21 protein-coding genes are annotated in these 23,575 nt (G+C 73.7%); 12 read left to right on the forward strand and 9 right to left on the reverse strand.

The genetic code is table 11. The annotated features are described in order from the left end of the window. Window positions 1-194: 194 nt before the first annotated feature. Window positions 195-4,028 (reverse strand): CHAT domain-containing protein, encoded by a 3,834-nt coding sequence (locus tag PUR71_RS08455; protein WP_329925750.1) that lies wholly within the window; start codon window positions 4,026-4,028, stop codon window positions 195-197. Between the two features lie 334 nt (window positions 4,029-4,362). Between PUR71_RS08455 and PUR71_RS08460 the strand changes: the two genes are divergently transcribed. Next, a complete protein-coding gene (locus PUR71_RS08460) occupies window positions 4,363-4,698 on the forward strand; it encodes a hypothetical protein (RefSeq protein WP_329925751.1) in 336 nt (111 codons plus the stop codon). Continuing rightward, the gene (locus PUR71_RS08465) at window positions 4,698-5,639 is read left to right on the forward strand and encodes a hypothetical protein (RefSeq protein WP_329925752.1); all 942 of its coding nucleotides are present in this window, start codon (window positions 4,698-4,700) and stop codon (window positions 5,637-5,639) included. Before PUR71_RS08460 ends, PUR71_RS08465 begins: the two co-directional genes overlap by 1 nt. 106 nt (window positions 5,640-5,745) lie before the next feature. Here the strand turns inward: PUR71_RS08465 and PUR71_RS08470 are convergent, their stop codons facing one another. Further along, window positions 5,746-6,738, reverse strand: a complete 993-nt coding sequence (locus tag PUR71_RS08470) for a GlxA family transcriptional regulator (RefSeq protein ID WP_329925753.1) — start codon at window positions 6,736-6,738, stop codon at window positions 5,746-5,748. Window positions 6,739-6,790: 52 nt separating this feature from the next. Between PUR71_RS08470 and PUR71_RS08475 the strand changes: the two genes are divergently transcribed. Further along, window positions 6,791-7,186 carry a cupin domain-containing protein gene (locus PUR71_RS08475; protein WP_329925754.1) on the forward strand — a complete coding sequence of 132 codons (396 nt, stop codon included), beginning with the start codon at window positions 6,791-6,793 and terminating at the stop codon, window positions 7,184-7,186. Between the two features lie 227 nt (window positions 7,187-7,413). Here the strand turns inward: PUR71_RS08475 and PUR71_RS08480 are convergent, their stop codons facing one another. The 7 genes from PUR71_RS08480 to PUR71_RS08510 form a co-directional block, all read right to left on the reverse strand. Continuing rightward, a complete protein-coding gene (locus tag PUR71_RS08480) occupies window positions 7,414-7,923 on the reverse strand; it encodes a hypothetical protein (RefSeq protein WP_329925755.1) in 510 nt (169 codons plus the stop codon). A 352-nt stretch (window positions 7,924-8,275) separates the two neighbouring features. Further along, window positions 8,276-8,488 (reverse strand): cold-shock protein, encoded by a 213-nt coding sequence (locus PUR71_RS08485; protein WP_329925756.1) that lies wholly within the window; start codon window positions 8,486-8,488, stop codon window positions 8,276-8,278. Between the two features lie 214 nt (window positions 8,489-8,702). After that, a complete protein-coding gene (locus PUR71_RS08490; protein WP_329925757.1) occupies window positions 8,703-9,308 on the reverse strand; it encodes a cytochrome b/b6 domain-containing protein in 606 nt (201 codons plus the stop codon). Further along, window positions 9,292-10,014: a molybdopterin-dependent oxidoreductase gene (locus PUR71_RS08495; RefSeq protein WP_329925805.1), complete on the reverse strand. Its 723-nt coding sequence runs from the start codon at window positions 10,012-10,014 to the stop codon at window positions 9,292-9,294. Before PUR71_RS08495 ends, PUR71_RS08490 begins: the two co-directional genes overlap by 17 nt. Before the next feature lie 243 nt (window positions 10,015-10,257). Next, on the reverse strand, window positions 10,258-11,151 hold the full coding sequence (locus PUR71_RS08500; protein ID WP_329925758.1) for an endo alpha-1,4 polygalactosaminidase: 894 nt from the start codon (window positions 11,149-11,151) through the stop codon (window positions 10,258-10,260). 298 nt (window positions 11,152-11,449) lie between these two features. Continuing rightward, window positions 11,450-12,667, reverse strand: a complete 1,218-nt coding sequence (locus PUR71_RS08505; RefSeq protein ID WP_329925759.1) for a cytochrome P450 — start codon at window positions 12,665-12,667, stop codon at window positions 11,450-11,452. A gap of 116 nt (window positions 12,668-12,783) precedes the next feature. After that, entirely contained in the window at window positions 12,784-13,452 is a 669-nt protein-coding gene (locus PUR71_RS08510; protein ID WP_329925760.1) for a hypothetical protein, read from the reverse strand. A 190-nt stretch (window positions 13,453-13,642) separates the two neighbouring features. On the opposite strand from PUR71_RS08510, the gene PUR71_RS08515 reads away from it, so the two are divergent. The 9 genes from PUR71_RS08515 (at window position 13,643) to PUR71_RS08555 (ending at window position 23,557) form a co-directional block, all read left to right on the forward strand. Beyond that, window positions 13,643-15,295: a phage tail sheath family protein gene (locus PUR71_RS08515; RefSeq protein WP_329925761.1), complete on the forward strand. Its 1,653-nt coding sequence runs from the start codon at window positions 13,643-13,645 to the stop codon at window positions 15,293-15,295. A gap of 37 nt (window positions 15,296-15,332) precedes the next feature. Beyond that, on the forward strand, window positions 15,333-15,857 hold the full coding sequence (locus PUR71_RS08520) for a phage tail protein (RefSeq protein WP_329925762.1): 525 nt from the start codon (window positions 15,333-15,335) through the stop codon (window positions 15,855-15,857). Between the two features lie 2 nt (window positions 15,858-15,859). Then, entirely contained in the window at window positions 15,860-16,630 is a 771-nt protein-coding gene (locus tag PUR71_RS08525; protein WP_329925763.1) for a T4 family baseplate hub assembly chaperone, read from the forward strand. A 141-nt stretch (window positions 16,631-16,771) separates the two neighbouring features. Then, complete coding sequence (locus tag PUR71_RS08530; protein WP_329925764.1) at window positions 16,772-17,464, forward strand: hypothetical protein; 693 nt, start codon at window positions 16,772-16,774, stop codon at window positions 17,462-17,464. After that, window positions 17,461-18,651: a DUF4255 domain-containing protein gene (locus PUR71_RS08535; RefSeq protein ID WP_329925765.1), complete on the forward strand. Its 1,191-nt coding sequence runs from the start codon at window positions 17,461-17,463 to the stop codon at window positions 18,649-18,651. Before PUR71_RS08530 ends, PUR71_RS08535 begins: the two co-directional genes overlap by 4 nt. Next, complete coding sequence (locus tag PUR71_RS08540; RefSeq protein WP_329925767.1) at window positions 18,648-20,648, forward strand: ATP-binding protein; 2,001 nt, start codon at window positions 18,648-18,650, stop codon at window positions 20,646-20,648. Before PUR71_RS08535 ends, PUR71_RS08540 begins: the two co-directional genes overlap by 4 nt. After that, window positions 20,645-20,893 carry a hypothetical protein gene (locus PUR71_RS08545; protein WP_329925768.1) on the forward strand — a complete coding sequence of 83 codons (249 nt, stop codon included), beginning with the start codon at window positions 20,645-20,647 and terminating at the stop codon, window positions 20,891-20,893. The genes PUR71_RS08540 and PUR71_RS08545 overlap by 4 nt, the downstream gene beginning before the upstream one ends. Then, the gene (locus PUR71_RS08550; RefSeq protein ID WP_329925769.1) at window positions 20,883-22,928 is read left to right on the forward strand and encodes an eCIS core domain-containing protein; all 2,046 of its coding nucleotides are present in this window, start codon (window positions 20,883-20,885) and stop codon (window positions 22,926-22,928) included. The genes PUR71_RS08545 and PUR71_RS08550 overlap by 11 nt, the downstream gene beginning before the upstream one ends. Further along, window positions 22,925-23,557: a hypothetical protein gene (locus tag PUR71_RS08555; protein WP_329925771.1), complete on the forward strand. Its 633-nt coding sequence runs from the start codon at window positions 22,925-22,927 to the stop codon at window positions 23,555-23,557. The genes PUR71_RS08550 and PUR71_RS08555 overlap by 4 nt, the downstream gene beginning before the upstream one ends. The last annotated feature ends 18 nt before the right edge of the window (window positions 23,558-23,575 follow it).

Here is a 23,575-nt window from a genome sequence, read left to right on the forward strand (position 1 = left end):
GAGGGTGTAGGTGTGGGTGTGGCCTTCGCGGCCCTTGACGGAGGCCAGCGCGGCGGGCAGGCCGTCGTCCTTCACCAGCGCGTTCGGGCGCGATTGGACGCTGTCCGGCCTACCGCCCGCGAACGCCGCGGTCGGCGCCGGCGCCCCCTGCTGCGTGATCACCTACCGGCGCATCCGAGCCTGTGTTCGCTCCTCTACGGCCCGGTGTGAGTGTGTGCCGCCCAGTGGGTCGGTGAGAGCAGGAAGCGGGCGCGGAGTGAGTGGACGGCGTGGTGCAGGGCCCGAGCCGACTCGGCGGTGTCTGGAGAGGTCGTGCCGCCCGCGGTAAGGCGGGCGTAGAAGTCGGCGGCGACCTCGGCGGCGGAACGCTCGTCGACCGGCCACAGCGTGCCGATGACGTGCCGGTACCCGGCCAGGTGGAACGCCCCGGTCAGATGCACTGCCTCATCGGCCAGTCGGAGGGTGGTGGCGGAGGTGTCGCAGGCCGACAGGAAGGCCAGCGAGCCGGTCAATCGCAGGGCGCTGATGTCGCTGACCGTCAGCGGGGCGGTTTCGTGGTCGTGGAGGATCAGTCGGCTCGCCGCCGGATCCCGGGCATCGGCCAGGCCGTGGCACGAGAAGTGCGCCACCGGGTACGTGGGGAGTGCGGCCAGGACGTCGGAGCGCGCTGGGTGGTCGGGCCGCAGGGCGTCGGGTATCAGTGCGTGCACGGTGTCGGCTTCGAAACGCGCGCCGTACAGCGGTTTCGTGCCGGGCGCGTCGGGAACCGCGATGATCAACGCACGCTCCGTCGCCGCCGACGGGTGGGAACGGGCGTAGTTCAGAGCGCGTGCCGTCGGGGTGTAGGAGGAGACCGCCCGGTCCAGGACCGTGCGCGGATTGCTCACGAGGAGTGGATCGGCGCTGTCGAGGTCACGATGGTGGCCTGCCGCGTGGATCGGCAGGTCGCACATGACGCCGACCGGGCACCACCAGATCCGCTGGAGCGGCGCCCCGTCGTCCGGCGTGCCGTCGGCGCCGATGGCGGTCATCACCGGCCCCGCGACGGTGTCCCACAGCCAGGCCAGGATGTCGAGGATCTCGCGCTGGGCGTCCTTGCGCGTCCTGGGTGAGAGGTCGGAATCGGTGGCCGCCCGACGGGCGTTGGCGAGCTGCTCGGCCCGGGCGGCAGCGTCGTGTGCGGTGAGTTCGTCCAGTCTGACGGTCCGTACCGTGTCCGGCTGGGTGCCGTCGAGCACCAGCGCGTCGCAGCGGCCCGGCCCGGCGGTGAGGTACACGATGGGACCCGAGTCGCCCTTCCCTATGAGGTCGACGAGCCGCGGCGGGTGAAGGAAGCCCTCAAAGCCGTCCAGCTCGCGGATCCGCTCGACGAGGCGCTCCCATTCCTCGTGGGCCAGCCTGCGGGCGAGGACGATGTCCGCCCCGGGGACGAGGGCGGGGTCGTCGAGAGCGTCGAGGCGGTCCCGGAGATCCCTGAACTCCCGCGCGAGCCCCTCGTGCTGCTCGCCCAGCCGTGTGAGGTCGTCGCCGCGGGTGTCGATGGTTCCGGCGGCGAGCGTCCCGCGAGTCGCCTCCAGGAGTTCCACCGCGCGCTCGGGACGGCCTGCGTCCAGTGCGGCCGCCGCTGCCACGCTTGCCAGCGACCCCAGGCGGCCCACCTGGTGGCGCTGGTCGTGACGGGCCAAGGTCCGGGGGCTGAGCCGTGGAAGCAGGCCGACGGCGGTCTCCATCGCGGCCAGTGCCACTGCGCTGCCGGAGGGCGTCGCGCCGGCCAGGACGGCGACCTCTCGCAGGGCCCGGACCCGCACGAGTGCCTCGGCCGTGGTGTTTCGTCCGGCCGACCGGAACCGTTCCAGGGCTTCGGCTGACAGCATCGGGTCCTTGGCCTGTTCGGCCAGGGCCTGCAGCGCGTAGCCGAGGTTGTTCAGGAACGAGGCGTGGTGGGGGTGGTCTTCGGGCACGGCGGCGACGGCCCTGCGGCCGGCCTCCACGGCTTCCGCGAGCAGGCCCTGGTCCCCCGTCTGTTCGGCGTGTTCCTGGAGGAGGGCTCCCAGGTTGCTCACGCGTCGCGCGTAATAGGGGCTGTCGTGCGGCGTGCCGGCCACGGCCTCGCGGCTCAGGTCGAGCGCCCGGGCACGCATCTCCGGGGTGCTGACCCGGAGCACGGCACTGAGGTTGTTCACGTACCCGGCGCGGTCGGGATGGTCCTCCGGCAGCGCGGCGACGGCCTGGCTGCCGACGTCCATCGCCTCGACGAGGAGTTCGACGTCGTCGGTGCGCGTGGCGAGCGCCAGCAGGACGGTCGCGAGGTAGCTCAGATGCCCGGCCCGGTGCGGGTGTTCGGCCGGCGATGCGAGAACGGCCCGGCGACCGGCCGCCGCCGCCTCGACCAGTGGGGCCGTGTCCCCGGTCTCTTCGAAGAGGGCCAGCAGGGCGAGGCTGAGGTTGCTCAGGTACGACGGGAGGAACGGGTCGCCGTCCGCCGCCTCGGCGACCACCTGGCGGGAGACCTCGACCGCTTCGGTCAGCTGACCGATGTCTCGGGTACGCCTGGCGGACATCCGAAGGGCCAGGCCGAAGTTGCTCTTCCGCGTCACCCGCTCCGGACTCGCGTCCGGCGTGGCGGCGACGGCCCGACGGCCCACCTCCACGGCCTCGGCGAGCAGGCGCCGGTCCGCGGTCTGTTCCGCGTGCGCGCTCAGCGCGGCGGCGAGGCCGACCAGGTACGAGGCGAGGTCGGGACTGCCGTCCGGCGTCGCGGCGACGGCTTCGCGGCAGCTCTCCACGGCCTCGGCCAGCAGGCCGGGTCCTCTGGTCCGCTTGAACAGTTCCTGGAGCGAGGTGCCCAGCAGCGCCGCCAGCCCGGCGCGGCGAGGGTGGCCGTGCGGCATCGCGGCGACGGCCAGACGGGCGACCTCCACAGCGTCGGCCAGCGGACCGGATCCTCCGGTCCGCTCGAACGACTCCTGAAGCCCGGTACCCCGCAGCCCCAGCAGATCGGCGGCCTGGGACACCACGCACAGCGATTCCAGGACAGCGGAGACCAGCCGCACGACGTCCGCGTGGTACGGGTGGTCGTGCGGGGCCGAGGCGACGGCTTCGCGGCACACGGGCACGGCTTCGGCGAGGAGGGCGCCCTCTCCGGTGAATCGGGACGTCTCCTCCAGGGCGAGGCCGAGGTTGACCAGGTGGGCGACACGCTCCGACGTACCCGGTCGGCCGCCCGTGACGGCCCGTCGGCCGACCTCCACCGCCTCACCGAACAGCTCGGCGTCCTGCAGCGATCCGGCTTGGAAGCGCAAGGTGATGCAGAGGTTGCTCAGGCAGGACCGGTGGTCGGGGTGGCCGATCGGGGCCGCGGTGACCGCCCGGCGCCCCACGTCCGCAGCCTCGGCCAACGCCCCGGCGTCGTGGGTCCGTTCGTACAGGGCGCGGAGCGCGAGACCGAGCATGGCCAGGTACTTGGGGAGGTCGGCGCGGTCGTTCGAGGCAGCGTCCACGGCCTGTCGGCCCAGCTCCACCGCCTCCGCCAACGGCCCGGTGTCATCCGTGTGTTCGGACTTGGCGCGCAGCATCAGGGCCAGATTGCTCAGGCGCCCTGGGTAGTCGGGGTCGTCGTGCGGAGTATCGGCCGCCGCCTCACGCACCAGTGCGATGGCCTCGTCGAGTCGGGGAAGGCTCCGGCTCCGCTGGTAGGACACGAACAGTGCCCGCGCGGTGGCGAGCGCCGACTCGATCGCCGCCAGACGACGGGCGTTCGGCGTGCCGGCCTGGGCGAACAGGGCGCGCAGGGCATCCGGAACGACCTCCGGATGGGAGCGGTACACGGGGTACAGGAAGCGCACAGCCTCGCCGAACGCCTCCTGGTCCTCGCCCTCGGGGAGCAGCTGGTACCGGTACCAGTGGAACGTGCCCAGCAGGTGGGCCACCCGCAGGTCCTCGTCCGGGCCACCCACCTCGGCCAACTCCGCTGCCTCCCGGAGGGCTTGGGCGGTGAGAAGGGTCACCGGGTCTTCACCCTCGCTCATCACCCTCAGCATGCGCCGCTGAAGCGCCGCCACCGCGCGGCCCCGCCTCGACCCGTCCGATCCGTCTTTGCGGAACACTTCCACGACCCCCTCGAGCCCACCGGGCGGTGCCGCCGCGAGCCGGTCCGCCGCGGCGCCCCTGGCAGCGCACCGGGCTCCGCGGATCCTATCCGTTGCAGCCTGCCGCTCACGTAGGATCGCCTCAATGGGCCTGCCGTGACTGCGACTTCGCATGGTCGGTCCTGCCGGCACGAGGCTGTGGGAGGAACGACGGGTGAGCGCGGTTCGAGGGCGTCTGGCCGCCCTGTGCGACCAGGTCGCCAGGCATCACGATATGCGTCAGGCCATCGGGGACGCCGGCGCCGGGCCCCAACTGGCCGAACTGCTCGACGCCGTCGTCTCCGAGCGGGCGCCGGACGAGGACCGGCTGCTCGTGCTGCTGGACGAGATCGAGGAGGCCTGTAGCCGGGACGGCCTGGCCGGGATCACCACCTCCTCGAAGCAGTACACCCCCCTCCCCGCGGGCTTCGCGGAGTCCGGCCGGGACGAGCCGGTCACCTGGACCTGCCCGCTGCGCCGCTGCAGCCGGACCGTCTTCGACGACGAGGTCACGGAACCCCCGTCCTGCGCCGCGGCCGGACTGCCGATGGCCGCGACCCGGGTCCTGTGATGACCGGCTTCCTCGCGAAACTGGGCACGAGCCTGGCGGACCGGTGGCTGTCCCTGCTGGTTCTGCCCGGCATGCTGTGGGCCGCCGCCGCGGCCGCCGCCTCCCGAGTGGGGCAGGCCGACGCTTTCGATCCGCAGCCGCTGGTGGACTGGCTCCGCAGCATCGCCGCGCAGCCGGCGGAGCACCGCACCACCTGGCTCGCGGTCGCCGGCGCCGTCGGCGTCCTGGTCTCGGCGGGAGCCGGGCTCGCCGCCGGTGGCCTCGGCTCCGCCCTGGAGCACCTGTGGGCCGCCCCGGGAACCCGCCCGCCGCTGGCCTGGATCGTGCGCGCCCGCCAACGGCGGTGGAACGCGGTGCGCGCCTCGGCCCGCTTCTGGATCGCCGAAGCCGACAACCCGAGCCGCACCGGCACCGCACTCACCCGCGCCCGGGCCCAGGCCCGCCGGGCCCAGCGCCGCCGCCTGGCCGGGCCGCCGCGACCGCCGCAACGGCCGACGAGCATCGCCGAACGCTTCGACGTCAGCGCCGCCCGGTCCCGCGCCCTGTACGGCTTGGACCTGATCCTGGCGTGGCCCCGGCTGTGGAGCGTCCTGCCGGACGGACTGCGCGCCGACGTCACCGCCGCCCGCGACGCGTACGCCTCGGCCGCCCGCCTCGCGGGCTGGGGCCTGCTGTACGCCGCCCTGGGGCTCCTCTGGTGGCCTGCCGTTCTGCCGGGTGCCGTCGTGGTCGCCGCCGCCACCACGCGAGCCCGCACCTCGGCCGGTGTCCTGGCCGATCTCATCGACACCGCCACCGATCTGCACCTGGTCGACCTGGCGGGCGGACTCGGCGTTCCCACCGCGACTCTTTCGGCCTTCGAGACCGGACATGCCATCGCCGAACGCCTGACCCGCCCCCAGCACCCCGCGGTTCCGGCACCTGCCACCGGGGCGCCGTAGGTTCAGTGCCCCTGCGGGCCTCAACGTCGCCGCCAGCAACGGGCTCGACTCCGCGGATGCGATCGCGTGACCTTCCGGCTGGTCGGCGAGGATGGACGCCTTGTCCTCAGGTCGTCTCGGACCCGAACCGGCGCTTGTACGCCGACGGCGTGATGCCCGTCTCGCGGCGCATCAGCGCGCGCAGGTTGGTCGCCGTGCCCAGCCCGCACCGCCGTGCGACCACCTCGAAGCGTGATTCGCCGCGCTCGATCAGCCGGCAGGCCAGGGCGAGCCGTTCCGCCGTGATCCACATCAGCGGAGTCGTTCCCAGCTGCGTTCGGAAGCGGCGGTGCAGCGTCGACGGGCTGACCGCCGCGCGCGCTGCGAGGTCGGCGATCGTCAGTGGTGAATCGAGCCGTTCCAGTGCCCAGGCCATGACGGGCGCCAGGGACTCGTCGGGCAGGTCGGGCATGGGACGTTCGACGAACTGCCGTTGCCCGCCGTCGCGGTGCGCCGCGAAGACGAGCCGTCGGCTCACGGAGTTGGCCACCTCGGCACCGTGGTCGCGGCGGACGACGTGCAGCCCGAGGTCGAGTGCGGCCGCGCTTCCCGCGGCGGTGAGGATGTCGCCGTCGTCCACGAACAGCACGTCCGATTCGAGGTGGACGGCGGGGAAACGGGCGCGGAAGGCATCCGCCCACTGCCAGTGGGCCGTGGCCCGGCGTCCGTCGAGAACGCCGGCCTCGGCCAGCGTGAACGCGCCGCTGCAGAAGCCGATCAGGCGTGCGCCGCGAGCGTGCGCCCGGCGGATGACGTCGAGCACCGCAGGCCGTCGGGGCACCTCAACGTCGGGGCGGTTAGGGACGATCAGGGTGTCCGCCGTATCGGCCGCCACCAAGTCGGCAACTGCGGTGAGGGTGAAGAATCCGTCTCGCATCGGGATGGAGGGCTCGGGTGAGCAGAGCCGGAAGTCGTAGAGCTCGCGCCCGATCTCCGGCCTGCGCAGGCCGAAGATCTCGGTCGCGCAGCCGAGCTCGAACGGATTCGAGTTCTCGTCCACGATCACGACCACCCGGTGAACGCCCGCCGCGCGAGCTCGGTGCGAGGATTCTTTCGCCATGTGCAATTCCTAGCACTCACACTGCCCGTGCGAAGCGGCCGAGGATGGGGCCATGAACAACCAGCCGATCTCCCTCTCCCAGGCACTGGCCTCCTTCGACACGCTGTGGAGTCCACGCATCGTCACACGCGTCAACGACTACGACGTCCGGGTCGCCAAAGTCGAGGGCGAACACCTCTGGCACGCCCACGACGACACCGACGAGTTCTTCCTGGTGCTCGACGGTGAGCTGCACATCTCCTTGCGCGAGCCCGAGGGCGAGCGCACGGTCCTGCTGCCGCGGGGGGCGGTCTTCACCGTTCCCGCAGGTACGGAGCACAAGCCGTCCGCGCCGTCCGGCGCCGCGATCCTCATGTTCGAGCCGACCGGGACGCCGACCGTCGGCGACCGCCACGATGAGATCCCCGCCCACGTGGACGCGACGGCTGGGCACATCCTCAACCCGTGAGCGGGCAGACAGAGGCCGGGATCACCCACGGGTGATCCCGCCCTGATCCAGACATGACGGTGGGCCTCCTGGCCGGTTCGGGACTGTCGAATTCGCAACGGGCAGATCAGGAGGCCCTTGTGCCGCAGTCCTGCACTTCGGCGCTGCTGCGATGGATCGGGCCGCTTCCGAGCCACCGCGCCGAACAGCCCGGCGGCGGCCGGGAACCAGTGCGCCGGGGCGGCACGTCAGCCTCGCCCGCCGGGATCGGCAGCGAGGCGGCCGAGCATCGCCATCACGACGATCCGCGCGTGCTTGTCGTTCGTCACCGCGCAGTGGGCGTCGACGGCTCGCTGATCCGGGTCCTCGTCCGGCTCGATGAGGCCCACCCGGATCAGGTCGACGGCGTGCTCGCGGAGCCGGGAGCAGTCCGCCGCGGCGCTCACCGCTTCGACGTGGTCGATGCGACCGGGGTCCTCGGCGCGCAGCAGCGCCGGCGTGGGCACCGGGCCCAGCACCTCCCCGATCCACTCCGAGACCGCTTCCCGGGAGCAGCCCCGCTCCAGGTCCGAAGCGGTCGCGGCAGTGAGCGCCAGGTGAATGACGAGCGAACCGAACCAGGCAGCCGCCTCCGCCGGAGGCGTGTCCGTACCCGCCGGCGGCATCACCGCCCGGTACAGCGCTGCCACGTCATCGGCATGAGCGGCGGCGGCGACCGCCCTCACCGCGCTGCCGAGGGCAGCCTTGTCGATGGTCACGTCGGCGATCCTTCCCACGGTTGGCAGCCGTCAACGTACCGCTCCAGCACGGCGAACGGCTGCTGAAGCGCAGTTTCACCCCCATGCGGGCGACAGCACGGTCGAGCTACTGACAGCCACGCACTACCTCGGGTCCGGACCTCCGGCGCCGAGGGCAAGAAGGCCCGCAGTCCTCGATCGGCCGTCACCAGCACAGAGAAGAGGAGGCAGCAGCAGGAGATCCGTCTCGGGTCAACACGTGGAGATCAAACGGCTCCGCGGCCGCGGCCGCGTCGAACGACGAGGCGTGAACCGACCGTTCGTCATGGTCCATGCCGTCACGCCAGCGCCGCGGCCCGCGGACGGGAACCCCCTACTGCTCGACGCGGACCTTGTCGGCCTGCATGCCCTTCTGGCCCTGAACGGCTTCGAAGGAGACCTTCTGGCCCTCCATCAAGGACTTGAAGCCCTGCCCCTCGATCGCCCTGAAGTGTACGAAGAGGTCCGGACCGGACTCGGGGCTGATGAAGCCGTAGCCCTTCTCCTCGTTGAACCACTTCACGGTGCCGTTCTGACGCTCGGCCATGTCTTCTCCTTGTCGCACGCGGATCGCCTTGCCCCGCGATCCTCTCACGCAGAGCGCGTCCGCAAACACGAACGGTAGTTGAGCCATCCGGGTGGCCCAGGTGAACCCGACGGGTCAGCGGGGGACGGGCAGCGTCGAGAGGAACACCACGACGGCCGTCGGCTCCACCTGGTGGATGCCGCCGGAGGGACGGTTCAGGGCCCTGACCGCGACCTCACGGGCGCTCCGGATCCCACTCCGGGTGCTCGCGGGCCGCCCACCTCCGGTCGACCAGGCCGGTGCGCATGCCGTGGCGCGCCTCGGGGTCGCGGACGGCCATCCGGATGTGGCCGACCGTGACCACGGCGATGGCCGCGGCCAGCCAGTCGTGGACGAAGGTCGCGCCGGTGCGCCAGGACGGCGGGGCGAGGTGGGTCAGCCACATCAGCAGGCCGGTGCCGACGATGACGAGGATCGCGCCGAGCGTCCACTGGGCGTACAGCTTCTGGCCCGCGTTGAACTTGCCGGCCGGGCGGTCGTCGGCGCGGGAGCGCAGGGCCCGCAGCCAGGCCCAGTCCGTCGGGGTGAAGCGGCTCAGCCGCGAGAGGTCGGCGCGCAGGGCGCGGGAGGCGAGGCCGAGGAGCAGCGGGACGGGCAGGGCGAGGCCGCACCACACGTGGACGGTCACCACGAGCCGTCGCCTGCCGACGAGTTCGGCCAGCGGCGGCACGTAGAGGAACGCGGCCGTGGTGAGGCAGATCAGCATCAGGGCGGCGGTGACGCGGTGGACCCAGCGTTCGGCGCGGGTGAAGCGGAGCAGGAGGTCAGGAGGTCGGTGCATCATCGCGTCCGTTCGATCGGCCGACCCAGGCGTCGACGTCGTAGCCGTTCTGCTCCCAGTAGCCGGGCTGCACCGCCTCGGTGACGGTGATGCCGGAGAGCCACTTCGCGGACTTGTAGAAGTACATCGGCGCGACGTAGAGCCGGGCCGGCCCGCCGTGGGAGTGGGAGATCGGGGCGTCCTGCATGCGCAGGGCGACGAGGACGTCGTCGCGGCGGGCCTGGTCGAGGGTGAGGCTCTCGGTGTAGGCGCCGTCGAAGCAGCTGAACCGTACGGCCCGGGCGCCGGCCCGCACGCCGGCCGCGTCGAGCAGGTGCGCGAGCGGGACGCCCTCGAAGGGCGTGTCCGGGACGCGCCAGCCGGTCACGCACTGCACGTCGTGGACGATCCGCCGCTGGGGCATCGCCTGGAGGTCGGCGAGGCGGAAGGTGCCGGGGCGGTCGACGAGGCCGTCGACGCTCAGGGTGTACGTGTCGGCGGTCCGCTCGGGGACGGAGGCGGTGATCGAGTAGTACCGGAAGCCGCCGCCCCCGGGGAGGAGCCCGGTCAGGCCGGTCGGGTCCTTGCCGGCCACGGTGTCCTGGGCCTTCTGCAGGTACGGCCCGGCGGCGACGCCGGCCGCGCCGAGGCCGAGCAGCCCGAGCACGACCCGGCGGCCGACCGGGGTGCCCTTCCTGGTGTGCGCTGTACTGTCCACGCCGCCGATTCGACCAGGCCCGCCCCCGTCTTGACCAGGGCCGGAGCCGATCCGTCAGGGTTTCGTCATCTCCGCCCGCCGACCGGGGCCCGCTCGGTGGTCATCCGGCCGTCTCTCCGGGCGCCTCCGGCGGATCGAGGGTTTCCAGCGTGCCGGTCACAGCGTCGTCCGGGTTGGTCAGGGGATTGTACGACTCCACGGTGCCGACGACGGAGCCGTCGCCCCCGGCCCTGCGCAGATCTTCCTGGTCACTCAGCAGGTCTTGCGGACATTGCCGGACTTGCCCTCCGGCAGCACGTTCTTGTCCCGGCGCACGATGCTCAGCTTGTCGCCCCAGCCCTTGCAGGCCTTCGACAGGCCCTTGTCGGTGTACTCGATGACGTAGACCCGGTTGCCGAAGGCGTCGACGTAGCCGCCGCACTCGTCCTGCTCGCCGCACTCCTCGGCGACGGCGAAGTCCAGCCCGACCTTCTGGCGGTCACCGGCCAGCTCGACGGTGTTCTTCTGGCCGATCGCAAGCTTCTTCTCGTGCGCGTGGGCGGCGATCACCGTCTGGAACGCCTCGACGTCGGCTGCGGTGAGCAGGTTGTCGGAGCGGGTGTAGCTGTCGTAGTTGTCCGGCTCGACGGCGTTGAAGCCCTTGGCCGCGCACTCGTCGATCCAACCGTTCACCTTCGCCGCGATGCGCTGGCGCTTGGCCTCCGTACGGACGTCGAGGAGGGCCTCGTTCCAGTTCTTGTCGTAGACGACCTTGCCGCCGCCGTCCCGCAGGAGGAGGTCCGGCTCCCACTCCTTCTCGGCGCCGGTCTGGGCCTGGAAGGCGTTGACGTAGCAGATGTTGTACATCCCGGCGGCGGGCGCGGCGTCGTGGTCGCGGCTGACCACCTGCACCCCGGCCGGGGGCTGGTAGGGCGAGGAGATCTGGTAGTCGAAGCCCGCGTGCTCGGGCGGCAGGGTGACGCTGGTGGGCGGCGGCAGGGACGGCCCGGGGGCGGGGGCCGTCGTGGAGGTGTCCGAGCCGGAGTCGTCCCCGCCGTCGGACGACGAGCTGCACGACGACAGCACGAGCGCGGCCGCGGCCGAGACCGCCAGCGCGGCGGCGAGGCGACGACGGGAACCGCCGTCACGGGCAGGGCTGTCGGACATCGGCGCTCTCCAAGCGGGGTGGTGGCACTGAGGTTCACCTTACCGGCCGGTGGATCACGCACCGCCCCGCGAACGGCCTTCGGGTGAAATCCCAACGATCGCCTAATGCTCCGTTCACGCCCGATCCCCTTCCCCGCAGAGGGCGGCGAGACCGTCGGCCAAGCGCTGGAACGGGCCGAGGCCGGAGAGCTCGGCGGCCACGGAGGCGACGCCGAAGAAGGCGCGGCGGCGGCGGTGCCCACGGTCTGCGGACGTTACGACGGTCCGCCGACCCCCCGCCCGCGATTCCACCATCCGGTCACCACACCACGGGAAGGCCGGACGGGCTGCGCGTCGTGCCGCCGAGCTGCCAGCCGATCGGCGCTCCGGGGTCGGCGAGGCGAAGACCCGGGAGCGCCGTGGCCAAATGCCGGAGCGCCTCGCACATCTCCATGCGCACCCGCCAGGCACCCAGGCAGTAGTGCGGGCCGGCGCTGAAGGCGAGGGTGGGAGCGGCGAGCGGCGCGGCGAGGTCGGCGTCGAGGCCGCCGTCGGGGAAGACGGCGGGGTCGCGGTTGGCGCTGTTGAGGCTGACGGCCACGACCGCGCCGGCCGGGATCGGCACGCCGCCGAGGTCGACCGCCTCGACGGCGCGCCGGGTCGTGACGTCGTCGTCACCGAGGGGGATGTGGTGCAGGAGTCGCTCGGTCGCGCGTTCGGCGACGGCGGGGTCGGCGAGGCGGGGCCAGCAGGAGGGGCGGTCGCCGAGGAGGTGGACGAAGGCGTTGCCGAGGGCGCCGGTGACGCTGTCGTTGCCGCTGCCCGCCAGACCGCAGACCAGGTAGACCAGCCAGGCCTCGGGGAGCCCGCCGTCCTCGTCGGCGGCGCGGACCAGGCCGCTGACCAGGTCGTCGCCGGGCGCCCTGCGCCGTCGAGCGATCAACTCGGCCGCGTAGTCGGTGAATTCGGCCATCGCGGCGTCGTCCCGGTACTCGTCCTCGGCGACGATGGCGCGCGACCAGTGGTGCAGCCGGGCCTCGTCCACGCCGTCCAGGGCCATCAGCCGGCTGGTGACGGCGAACGGGACCGGCCGGGTGAACGCGGCGACGAGGTCCGCCGGCGGTCCGCCGGCCGCCAGGTCGTCCACCGCGCGCCGGACGGACTCCGCGACCCACGGGCGCCAGGACTCGACGGCGCGCGGGGTGAAGGCGCGCTGGATGGTGAGGCGCAGTCGGCGGTGGTCGGCGCCGTTGAGGTTGAACATCGACGCCGGATTGCCGGTGATCTCGGCGTTGCCGCCGCCGTTGCCGACGGCGTGCAGGTCGTCGCGCGTGAACCGCGCGTCCGTCAGGACCTTGCGGACGTCGTGGTAGAGGGTGACCAGCCAGGCCGGGGTGCCGTCGGCGAGCGTGGTCGGCCGCGGCGGGCGGGCCGGTGCGAAGGGGAGCCGGTGCAGCGGGGGCAGGGCGGGGGTGATGGGGGCCTCCAGGTCCGGGCGTTTCCCCCAAATATGACGTAACCGGATACAGCCGGTCACGGATGCGCGGCGGCGCGCCCCTCCTCGCCGGGCGGAGGGGGCGCGCCGGTCCTTCACCAGCACCGACCCGTCACCTCCGCGAGGCGCCCACATGCGCATTCGACACCGGGTCCGTGTCACGCCCGCGCGGCCGGCCGCTCCCACGGGTGCGAGCCGCCCGGCGTGAACCCGGCCTCCCGGGCGGTGTCGAGCGCCGCGGCGAGCTTCAGCCGCCCCGGGTCCTCCAGGAAGCCCAGCACGGGGGCGAGTTCGCGCTCGGTCAGCCGGTGCTCCCGGGCCGCCTCGACGAGCTCCGCCAGCTTCCTCCCGAACTCCTCCAGGTACTCGCCCTCGTCCACCTCCTCGTCGTCCTCGTCCTCCGGCTCCGGGATCCGCTCCATCACCCGGTCGGTCAGCAGGTCCTCGGCCCCGTGGACCGAGCCCGTGATCCGGACCCCGTCGTCCTCCACGGGGGCGCAGTCCCAGTCGGCCGCGCCGCGCTCCCACCAGAAGCAGAAGGCGATCCGGTCGGTGAGCCCGTACCAGCCGAGCGGCAGCCAGTCCGGGGCGCCCTGGAGCAGCTCGTCGAGCGCGCGCTCCGTGCTGTAGTCGACGTCGAAACCGGTGAGCACCGCCCGGCCGCCGTCGACCCACCGGAGCTGCCAGTGGTTGCTGCTGCCGTCGTCGTGACTGAGTTCCCTGGCGTCCACCCAGTAGCCCAACTGGTGGGTGATGCCGCTCTGCACGACGGCCATCACCCCGCCCATGAGCCAGGACTCCTGCGGGCTCGGCGGCCAGTACGCCATGAACGCTCCTTCGTCGCGTGATCGTTGCCGCCCGACAGACGTCCCGGCGCGGGCGGAGGTTCCCGGCGTCACCGTGGCGTCACCGTCCCCGCACGGTAGCGAACTGCGGGCGTGACGCCGCCGTGATGGCCGGCCCGGACGCTGGGCGGTGTCCGCGGGCGCAGCCGTTGCCCTCGCGAAGGGAGCCACGATGCCCATCAGCCCCACCAATCCGGGCGTGTACATCGACGAGCTGCCGAGCGCCGTGCGCACGATCGTCGGCGTGCCGACGTCGATCGCCGCGTTCGTCGGGACGGCGCCACGCGGGTCGGTCACGGACCCGGTGCACATCACCGGCTGGGCCGACTACGAGCGGGAGTTCGGCGGCCTCGACCGCACCTCCGACATGAGCTACGCGGTCCACCAGTTCTTCCAGAACGGCGGCGCCGAGGCCGAGATCGTCCGGATCGCCGCCGTGAAGCCGAAGAACCCGCCCGCCGACGGGCCGACCTATCCCGCGCCCGCAGCGCTCGTCCTGCCCGCCGCCTCCGGCGTCGCCGCCGACGCGGTCACGCTCACCGCCCTCAGCCCCGGCGACTGGGGCAACCACCTGCGCGCCCGGGTCGACTACCAGACGCGCGACAAGGCCCCGGACGCCGCCGACCAGAAGAGCTTCAACCTCACCCTGCGCGACGCCGCCACCGGCGCGACCGAGAGCTACCTCAACGTCAGCACCGCGCCCGGCAGCCCCGACCGGCTGAGCGTCGCCCTCGCCGCCTCCGCCCTCGTCACCGTCCCGGCCTCGGCGGACGGCAAGCTGCCCGCGGCCGACGCCGACGTCCCGGCCGGCCGGGACCCGTTCCCGGACGACAAGGGCCCGGGCCACGGAAATTGGTACGTCACCGCCACGGACGGCCTGGACGGCACCGCGACCCCGGTCGTGGCCGACTACCTGGGCGACAGCTCCCCGGTCAAGGACGGCAAGCAGGGCATCTACCAGCTGCTCAAGACCGACATCTTCACCATCCTCTGCCTGCCGGGCCCGCCCGGCCAGGCCGGTGCGGCCGGGATCCTCCCCCAGGCCGCCAAGCTGTGCCTGGACCGCCGCGCGATGCTCGTGGTCGACCCGCCCGACGCCTGGCACGACGTGGCCGACGTCGCCAGGGCCGCCGCCCCGGGCGGCACCGGCCTGCCGCTCGCCGGCGACCCGGCCGCCCGCAACGCCGCCGTGTACTTCCCGCGCGTCCTGCTCGCCGACACCCAGCAGCACAACCACGTCCGCGACTTCCCGCCCTGCGGCGCCGTCGCCGGGGTGTGGGCCCGCACGGACGTCGCGCGCGGCGTGTGGAAGGCCCCGGCGGGCACCGACGCGGGCCTCGCCGGCGTCGTCGCGCCCCTCGTGCCGATGACCGACCCCGAGAACGGCATCCTCAACCCGTACGGCGTCAACTGCCTGCGTCAACGGCCGGTGTTCGGCAACCTCGTGTGGGGCGCGCGGACCCTGGTCGGCGCCGACGTCCTGGCCGACCAGTGGAAGTACGTCCCGGTGCGCCGGACCGCCCTGTTCATCGAGGAGAGCCTGTTCCGCGGCACCCAGTGGGTGGTGTTCGAGCCCAACGACGAGCCGCTGTGGTCCTCGATCCGGCTGAACGTCGGCGCGTTCATGAACACGCTGTTCCGCCAGGGCGCGTTCCAGGGCCGCACGCCCAGGGACGCCTACCAGGTGGTGTGCGACGCGACGAACAACCCGCAGAACGACATCGACCGCGGGATCGTCAACATCCAGGTCGGCTTCGCCCCGCTCAAGCCCGCCGAGTTCGTGATCATCCACATCCAGCAGCTCGCCGGCCAGATCCAGGTCTGAGCGCACCCTCGAAGAGAGCTCCGCGGAGAGGCAGGCCATGGCCGACAGCAGGACGAAGCGCCGAGACCCGTACAAGAACTTCCGCTTCCGGGTGAAGTTCGGCGGCGGCACCGACTACATCGCGGGCGTCAGCAAGGTCACCGGGTTCAAGCGCAGCACCGAGGTGATCAAGCACCGCAGCGGCGGCGACCCGGCCACCAGCACCAAGCTGCCGGGGCGCACCGAGTACGACGCGATCACGCTGGAGCGCGGGGTGACGAGCGACAAGGTGTTCGAGCAGTGGGCGAACCGGGTCTGGAGCCTGACCAACGCGAGCGGCGGGCTGGAGTCCTCGCTCAAGGACTTCCGGCGGGACCTCATCGTCGACGTCTTCAACGAGGCCGGTCAGAAGGTGCTCTCCTACCAGGTGTTCAACTGCTGGGTGTCGGAGTACCAGCCGGTCTCCGACCTCGACGCCAACGCCAACGCGGTCGCCATCCAGCACATCAGGCTGGAGAACGAGGGCTGGGTGCGCGAGGACCTGCCGGAGCCGGTCGAGCCGTCCTTCGAGGACCCGGCCTGACGATGGACGCACTCACCGAAGCCGGCCCGCTCGCGGAGGAGGGCCTGCTCGCGGACGTCGGTCCGCTCACGGAGGAGGGCCTGCTCGCCGTCTGGGAGGCCGGGCGCGGGCAGGACCCGCTCCGCCGCGCCCTGGTGCTCGCCGCGGCGGGCGGCGGCGACCCGGCGGCCGTCGCCGACCTGGCCGTCGGGCGGCGCGAGGAACTGGTCCTCGGCCTGCGCGTGCGGTGCTTCGGCCCCGGCCTGCCGTGCGCCGTCACCTGCCCGTCCTGCCGGACGGAACTGGAGCTGGAACTGACCGCTGCGGACGTGACGGCCGCCGCACCGGAGGGCGAACGCGTCGCGCGGGCCGGGGGTTTCGAGCTCGCCTTCCGCCTGGTCACCACCCGGGACCTGCTCGCCGTCCGCGGCGCGCCGCGCGCCGCCGCCCGGCGGGCGCTGCTCCGGCGGGTGGTGACCTCGGCGGTCGCGGACGGACTGCCGGTCGCAGCCGAGGCGCTCCCGGCGGACGTCCTGGAGGCCGTGGCCGACGCCCTGGCCGCACGGGACCCGCAGGCGGACGTCCGGCTGGACCTCGACTGCGCCGAGTGCGGCCACGCCTGGACGTCCCCGTTCGACGCCTCCGGCTACCTGTGGGCCGAACTCGACGCCCAGGCCCGGCGGTTGCTCCACGACGTGCACGCCCTCGCCACCGCCTACGGCTGGACGGAGGCCGAGGTGCTCGCGGTCGGGCCCGAACGGCGGCAGCTGTACCTGGAGTTGGTGACGGCATGAGCGAGAGAATCATGCAGAGGTGCGCGTTTCGCGAAGCGACCGCCGAGCGCAGGGAGGTGGGCGCATGAGCGAGCGAAGCGAGAGAATCATCAAGAGGTGCGCGTTTCGCGAAGCGACCGCCGAGCGCAGCGAGGTGGGCGCATGAGCGAGAACGACTTCGTGAACCGCCTGCTGGGCGCCGGCGGCGCGGACGGGCCGCCGGTCCGGCCGCTGATCGGGTCGCTCTTCGAGCCCCGGCGGCGGATGCAGGTAGGGCTTCCCCCCACCGAACCATCGCCTCTTGCCGCGGAGTCCGCGGACAGCAGCCCCCCGGCCGTCGGCCACGAGCTCCCCGCCGCCGAGTCGCCGGGCCTGCTGCCACCGTCACCCGAACCCGCCGAACTCCCACCGCCTGCCGGGCGCGCACCCGAACCTCCGCAGGCCGTCCGGACGGAACCCCCCACCGGCCCCGGGCGGCCTGCGGAACCCGCCGTCGCCCTCCCGAAGCCCCGCCGCGCGGACGCCTCGCCCGAGGAGCCGACGGGGCGGACGGTGCCCGAGGAGGAGCACGCCGCGTCCGCGGAGCCCCCGGCGGAGGACGTCCCGACGGCGCCCGTGCCCGACCCCGTCCGCGCGCACCCCGTACCGGCTTCGATCGTCGACCCGCTCCTCGTCCCCCGGCGCGAGCGCGCCTCCGCTGCGCCGGACGTGCGGATCACCATCGGCCGCGTCGAGGTCCGTGCCGGGCACCAGCCGCCCACCCCGCAGCCGCCGCGCCGGATCCCCGGGCGGCGCCCGGCGATGAGCCTGGAGGACTACCTGCGCACCCGTGCGGGGGGAGGCGGCGCGAGATGAGCGACGAAGAGGCCATCGCCGCCGTCACCAAGACCCTGAGCGGACTCGTCCTCGGCGCCCTGGCCGACGTGCCCGGCGCGGGCGTGGACACCCGTCCGCTCGACGAGCTCACCGACGGCACCCGGGACAAGCTCGTCAACCTCTACCTCTTCCAGGCCGACGTCGACGGCGCCCTGCGCAACGCCGACCGGACCGACCTCGCCCCCGGCGAGAGCGGCGGGCCGCCGGTCCCGCTCACCCTGCACTACCTGGTCACACCGTTCGTCAAGCGCGACCCCGGGCTCGACGCCCAGCGGCTGCTGGCCCGCGCCGTCCGCGTCCTCAACGACAACCCGGTGCTCCAGCGCGGCGAACTCGCCGCGTTCGCGCCGGAGAGCGACGTCGCCGAGCAACTCGACCGGATCCGGATCACCTGGCAGCCGTTCGGCGAGAAGGACGTCTACTCGCTCTGGACGGCCTTCCAGACCCCGTACCGGATGTCCGTCGCCTACGAGGTCGGCGTGGTGCTGATCGACGGCCGCCGCCCGCCGACCGTTCCCGTACCGGTGCTCACCCGGGGGGCGGACGACCGCGGGCCCGTCGCCCAGGGCTTCCTCCCGCTCGGACCGCCCTCCCTCGACGCCGCCGTGCCGCCGGGCGGACAGCCCGCCGTGCGGGCCGGCGAGGCGGTCGTGCTGCGCGGCAGCGGGCTCACCGCCCCCGCCGAGGTGCGGCTGAGCCACCCGCTGCTCCCGGCGCCCGTCGCCGTCGCCCCGGATCGACTCACCAGTGATCAGGTGCGGTTCACCGTCCCCGCCGGCACGGCCGCCGGGCTCTGGTCGGCCGGGCTCTCCCTCTCCGGGCAGGTCACCAACGAGGTCCCGCTCGCCGTCGCGCCCCGGATCGCCCACCTGCCCGCTCAGGTCGAGCGGCACGCCGACGGGAGCGCGCAGATCGACGTCCGCTACTCCCCCGCCGCGCTGCCCGGCCAGCCGGTGCTGCTGGTCCTCGACGGCCGCGCCGTCCCGCCCGACCCGCCGGCCCACGCCGTGCCGCGCCCGCCCGGCCACGCACGGTTCACCGTCCCGGACGCCGCCCCCGGGCGGCACCTGGTGCGGCTGCGGGTCGCGGGCGTGGACAGCCTCCTCGTCGACCGCTCGGGCGCCCGGCCGGTGTTCGACCCCAGCCAGGCGGTGACGGTCCGGTGAACCGTGGGACCGGTGAAGAGGAGGAGGCCGCGAACGGGCGGTTCCTCGCCGCGTCGCTCACGTGGTTGCGGCTGCTGCTGCACCGGGCGCTCGCGGACGGTCCGACGCGGACGGAGCCCCCGCGCACCCGGGGGTTCCGCCGCGCCGCGGCCACTCCGACCCCCGTCGCCAAAGTGACTGACCGTCAACTCGACGCAGCCGCAGCCGAGGTGAGCGACGCCGAAGCCGCCTTCACCCCACCCCTCGCCGCACTCGCCGACCGCCTCGGCCTCACCCGCTTCGAGCGCGACACCCTCCTCCTGTGCGCGGCCGTCGAGCTGGACCCCTCCATCTCCCGCCTCTACGCCCTCGCCCAGGGCGACGACCGACTCGCCCACCCCACCTTCGGCCTCGCCCTCGCCATCCTCCCCGCCCCCGCCTGGGACGTCGTCTCCCCGCAAGGGGGCCTGCGATACTGGCAGTTGGTGGAGATAGCCCGCCCGGCCGGACAGAGCCTGGTCGGAAGCGCCCTGCGCGCGGACGAGCGGATCGTCAACCACCTCAAGGGCCTGGGCGACCTCGACGACCGCCTCACCCCGTTCGTCGAGCGCCTGCGCCCCGGCTCCCCCGCCGACCTGCCGCCCTCCCAGCAGGCCGTCGCCGACGAGATCGCCCGCACCTGGCGGCGGCCCGGCGCGCCCGTCGTCCAACTGGCCGGCGCCGACGTCCCCGGCAAACGGCTCGTCGCCGTCCGCGCCGCCGCCGAGAGCGGCCTGCTCGTCTACCGCCTGCCCGCCGCGCTGCTGCCCGCCGACCCCACCGCGCTCGACCGATTCGCCCGGCTCTGGCGCCGCGAGGCCGCCCTCCTGCCGCTCGCGCTCTACCTCGACGCCGAGGACGCCGACCCCGCCGACCCGCTGCCCGAGCGCTTCCTCGCCCGGGCCGGCGGCGCCCGCCTGCTCGCCGCCCGCGAGGGCCGCCCCGACCCGGACGGTGAGGCGCGGCTGCTCGACGTCGCCCCGCCGACCCCGGCCGAACGGGCCCGCGTCTGGCGGGAGTACTACGGCCCGGGGCCCGGGACGGATGCCCTCGCCGCCCAGTTCGGGCTGGAGCTGCCCGCCATCCGCGCGGCCGCCGCCGTCGCCGACGGGGACCAGGCCGCCGCCTGGCGGGCCTGCCGGATCCGCACCCGGCCCCGCCTGGACTCCCTCGCCCAGCGCCTCGAACCCAAGGTCACCTGGGACGACATCGTGCTGCCCGGGGCCGGCCGCAGCGCCCTGGAGCGGATCGCCGACCAGGTGGCGCACCGCACCACGATCTACGAGACCTGGGGCTTCGGGGAGCGCGTCACCCGGGGCCTCGGCGTGGCGGCGCTGTTCGCCGGCCCGAGCGGCTCCGGCAAGACGATGGCCGCCGAAGTCCTCGCCCACCACCTGCACCTCGACCTGTACCGGATCGACCTGTCCGCCGTCGTCAGCAAGTACGTCGGGGAGACGGAGAAGAACCTGCGCCGCCTGTTCGACGCGGCCGAGGACGGCGGCGCGATCCTGTTCTTCGACGAGGCGGACGCACTGTTCGGCAAGCGCAGCGAGGTGCGGGACGCGCACGACCGCTACGCCAACATCGAGGTCAACTACCTGCTCCAGCGCATGGAGGCCTACCGGGGTCTGGCCGTGCTGGCGACCAACCTGCGCTCGGCCCTCGACGGCGCGTTCCTGCGGCGGCTGCGGTTCGTCGTCGAGTTCGAGTTCCCGGGCCCCCAGCAGCGGCAGGCGATCTGGGCGAAGGCGTTCCCGGACCCGGCCCCGCGGGGCCGCCTCGACCTCGACCGGCTCGCCCGGCTCCAGGCGAGCGGCGGCATGATCCGCAACATCGCCGTCAACGCCGCCTTCCTGGCCGCGTCGGCGGGCACGCCGATCACCATGCCGCACGTCCTGTCGGCCGCCCGCAGCGAGTTCGAGAAGCTCGAACTGCCCATGACAGAACGGGACTTCGCCTGGAAGGAAGAGCGGCCGTGACGATCGAGCTGCACATCGACCACCTCGTCCTCGACGGCTTCGACGGCGCGGCCGGCGATCCGCGGGCGCTGTCCGCCGCCCTGCGCGCGGAGCTGGCCCGCCTCCTCGCGTCCACCCCCGCGGCGACCTGGCGCCCCGCCCGGGCCACCGTGCTGCGCGGCCCCGAGGTGACCGTCACCGGCCCGGCGGCGACCGGGCGCGACCTCGCAGACGCCGTCTACCGGGCGGTGCGCGATGGGCGCTGAGCACGTGCACGGCCCCGCCGCCCCGGCCCGGGAGACGACCGGGCCCGCCGACCGCGCACCCCTCCTCCGGCGCTGCGGTCCCGACCCGTGCGAGTGCGAGAGCGCCGAACCGCAGCTGCGGCGCCACGCCACCGGCGGCGGCCCGGCGCTCGCGCCGCCGGAGGTCCACGCGGTGCTCGGATCCCCGGGGGCGCCGCTCGACGCGGAGGTCCGCGAGCTGCTCGAACCACGTTTCGGCCAGGACTTCAGCGGCGTGCGGGTGCACACCGACGACCGCGCGGCGGCCTCGGCGGAGGCCGTCCGGGCACGGGCCTACACGGTCGGCCCGGACATCGTCTTCGCCGCCGGCCACTACGCGCCGCACACCGGCGAGGGCCGTCATCTGCTGGCCCACGAGCTCGCGCACGTCGTCCAGCAGCGCCAGGCCGGTCCTGGGCTCGCCGCCGCGCCGCTGGAGGTGGGCGCTGCGGACGCCCCGGCCGAGCGCGAGGCCGAGCAGGTGGCGCACGCCGTGACCACCGGGCCGGCCGCGCCCGTACGGAGCACCGCGCGCACCGTCGGGGTGGTGGCCCGGCAGACCCAGCCCGGCGGCCCGGCCCCGGCCCGCACCGTCTTCCTCGACCCGAGCGTGTTCGACCAGATCGCCCGCGGCAACACCGGGGCCGCGGGCGCCCTGCGGTCGATGCTGTCGTCCGGGGTCCGGGTGCTGATCTCCGAGCAGGCCTACCAGGAGCTGATCGTCAACCGGGCGATCCCTCGCCAGGCCGTCGCCAACCAACTGCTCCTCGACGAACTCGGCATCGGCCGGGCGCCCGCGCTGCCCGCCGGGGGCGCACAGTCCTTCCTCCGGCAGGTGAAGGCCGCCAAGGTCCCGATCGCACCGGCCGACGCGATCATCGCGGGCGAGGCGGTGGCGGGCGGGGGCGAGCTGTGGAGCTTCGACCGCGTGGTGCGGAACAACCCGGGCAACCTCAAGCCCGTCGGGGTCCGCGTCGCGCCCGAGAGCACGAGCGTGCCCCTGGTGGCCGGCGCGAAGGACTACCGGGTGGCTCGGCAGCTGCTGAACCTCCAGCCCGTGGACATCTCGCTCACCGGGACGATCACCCGCGGACGGGGCGGCGGCACACCCCCGGGCGGCGGCGCGCCTCCCGCCGGTGGCACCCCTCCGCCGGGTGGCACGCCTCCCCCTGCCGGTGGCGGGCCCACCGCGGCCGCCCGCACCGTCCTCGCGACCGGCGCGGGCCGGGTGCCACCGGCCGGCCGCGCGGCGACGGCCCCGTCCGCGGAGGCCCTCGAACTCGCCGCCGAGACCGGCCGGACCGCCCGCACCAACCTGCGCCTGCTGGCCGCCGCCCGCGTCTTCGTGATCGCCCCCCAGGTGCTCCAGGTCAAGGGCGCACTCGACCTGCTGGACAAGTTCACCGCCATCGCCCAGCGCGGACTGGCCGGCCAGGGCCTCGTCCTGCCCAACGAGGTGGCCGCGGCGGCCCGGATGGCCAAGGAGGCGGAGGCCTGGCGGGACGCGGCCGCCGACTTCTCCGGCCGCTTCCAGGGCGAGTCCTTCCGGCTGCTCGGGGCGGCGGCCGATCCCGCCTCGGCGGGCCGGACGGCGGGCCGCCTCTCCGAACGGGTCGACCAGCTCACCTCGTCCCGCTGGGACCTGCCCGCCCGGATCGCGAAGGTCGAGGGCGCCCTGACCGCCGTCCGGGCCAAGCACCGGGCGGCCGTCGCGATCCTGGAGTCGCAGTCGGCCAGCGCGGCCATCGCGACCGCCACCCAGGGCACCGGCGAGCTCGCCGAGCTCTTCGCCGCCTCGGTGGACCTCGAACGGATCGGGAACTCCCTGGACACCACGCTGACCGCCCTGCGCGCCGTCGACGCGACGGTCTCCGCGGACATCGCGTTCGGCACGGCCTGGAGCGACGCCCTGTTCGACACCTGCCTCCGCGGCGGGGCCTGTTCCCAGGCCACCCTGGAGATCCCGTTCGTCGGCACGTCCAGGATCCGTTTCCTGCCGGGAGAGGAGGGGCCGTGACCGCGTTCCCCGAGGCGTTCAACCCGGTGCGCGGCGGCTTCGTGCTGGTCGACCCCGATCGCGGCACCGTCCGGCGCACGATCCCGTTCCAGTACAACCCGGACACGCTCACCCGCACGCTCACCCCGCAGGGGATCGGCGCCGAGCCCGGCGATCGGCTGGAGGTGCTGCGGCTCAAGGGGCCGGCGCACGAGCAGTTCCGCTTCGACGCCGAGTTCGACGCCGCCGACGCACCCGAGAAGTACCCGGACGGGCTCCACCCGGTGCTCTCCGCACTGGAGTTGAGCATGTACCCGACGGTCGAGCAGCTGCGTCACGAGGACGCGCTCGCGAGGGCCGGGCAGATCGAGGTGGCACCGATGGAGTCGCCGCTGCTGGTCCTGGTGCTCGGGCCCAAGCGCGTGGTGCCGGTGCGGATCACCGAGTTCACCGTCACCGAGGAGTTCTTCGACCAGGCGCTCAACCCGGTGCGGGCGAAGGTCGGGATCGGCGTGCGGGTGCTCACCGTCGACGACCTCGGGCACCAGCACCACGGCGGGGTGCTTTACCTGACCTACCAGGGCCGCAAGGAGGGCTTCGCCCAGTCCGTCCGCAACCCGGTCTCCGACGTCGGCACCCCGCGCGTCTGACCAATCCCACCAGGAGAC

The organism is Streptomyces sp. SP17BM10, from assembly GCF_036322405.1.
Classification (GTDB): Bacteria; Actinomycetota; Actinomycetes; order Streptomycetales; family Streptomycetaceae; genus Kitasatospora.

What these genes read in the sequence shown, in the direction of transcription:
- PUR71_RS08535 (WP_329925765.1), top strand. Translation starts at nt 17,461, where the DNA reads ATGAGCGACGAAGAGGCCATCGCCGCCGTCACCAAGACCCTGAGCGGA.
- PUR71_RS08515 (WP_329925761.1), top strand. Translation starts at nt 13,643, where the DNA reads ATGCCCATCAGCCCCACCAATCCGGGCGTGTACATCGACGAGCTGCCG.
- PUR71_RS08465 (WP_329925752.1), top strand. Translation starts at nt 4,698, where the DNA reads ATGACCGGCTTCCTCGCGAAACTGGGCACGAGCCTGGCGGACCGGTGG.
- PUR71_RS08485 (WP_329925756.1), bottom strand. Translation starts at nt 8,488, where the DNA reads ATGGCCGAGCGTCAGAACGGCACCGTGAAGTGGTTCAACGAGGAGAAG.
- PUR71_RS08455 (WP_329925750.1), bottom strand. Translation starts at nt 4,028, where the DNA reads ATGAGCGAGGGTGAAGACCCGGTGACCCTTCTCACCGCCCAAGCCCTC.
- PUR71_RS08475 (WP_329925754.1), top strand. Translation starts at nt 6,791, where the DNA reads ATGAACAACCAGCCGATCTCCCTCTCCCAGGCACTGGCCTCCTTCGAC.
- PUR71_RS08520 (WP_329925762.1), top strand. Translation starts at nt 15,333, where the DNA reads ATGGCCGACAGCAGGACGAAGCGCCGAGACCCGTACAAGAACTTCCGC.
- PUR71_RS08510 (WP_329925760.1), bottom strand. Translation starts at nt 13,452, where the DNA reads ATGGCGTACTGGCCGCCGAGCCCGCAGGAGTCCTGGCTCATGGGCGGG.
- PUR71_RS08470 (WP_329925753.1), bottom strand. Translation starts at nt 6,738, where the DNA reads ATGGCGAAAGAATCCTCGCACCGAGCTCGCGCGGCGGGCGTTCACCGG.
- PUR71_RS08530 (WP_329925764.1), top strand. Translation starts at nt 16,772, where the DNA reads ATGAGCGAGAACGACTTCGTGAACCGCCTGCTGGGCGCCGGCGGCGCG.
- PUR71_RS08460 (WP_329925751.1), top strand. Translation starts at nt 4,363, where the DNA reads ATGCGTCAGGCCATCGGGGACGCCGGCGCCGGGCCCCAACTGGCCGAA.
- PUR71_RS08550 (WP_329925769.1), top strand. Translation starts at nt 20,883, where the DNA reads ATGGGCGCTGAGCACGTGCACGGCCCCGCCGCCCCGGCCCGGGAGACG.
- PUR71_RS08490 (WP_329925757.1), bottom strand. Translation starts at nt 9,308, where the DNA reads ATGCACCGACCTCCTGACCTCCTGCTCCGCTTCACCCGCGCCGAACGC.
- PUR71_RS08500 (WP_329925758.1), bottom strand. Translation starts at nt 11,151, where the DNA reads ATGTCCGACAGCCCTGCCCGTGACGGCGGTTCCCGTCGTCGCCTCGCC.
- PUR71_RS08525 (WP_329925763.1), top strand. Translation starts at nt 15,860, where the DNA reads ATGGACGCACTCACCGAAGCCGGCCCGCTCGCGGAGGAGGGCCTGCTC.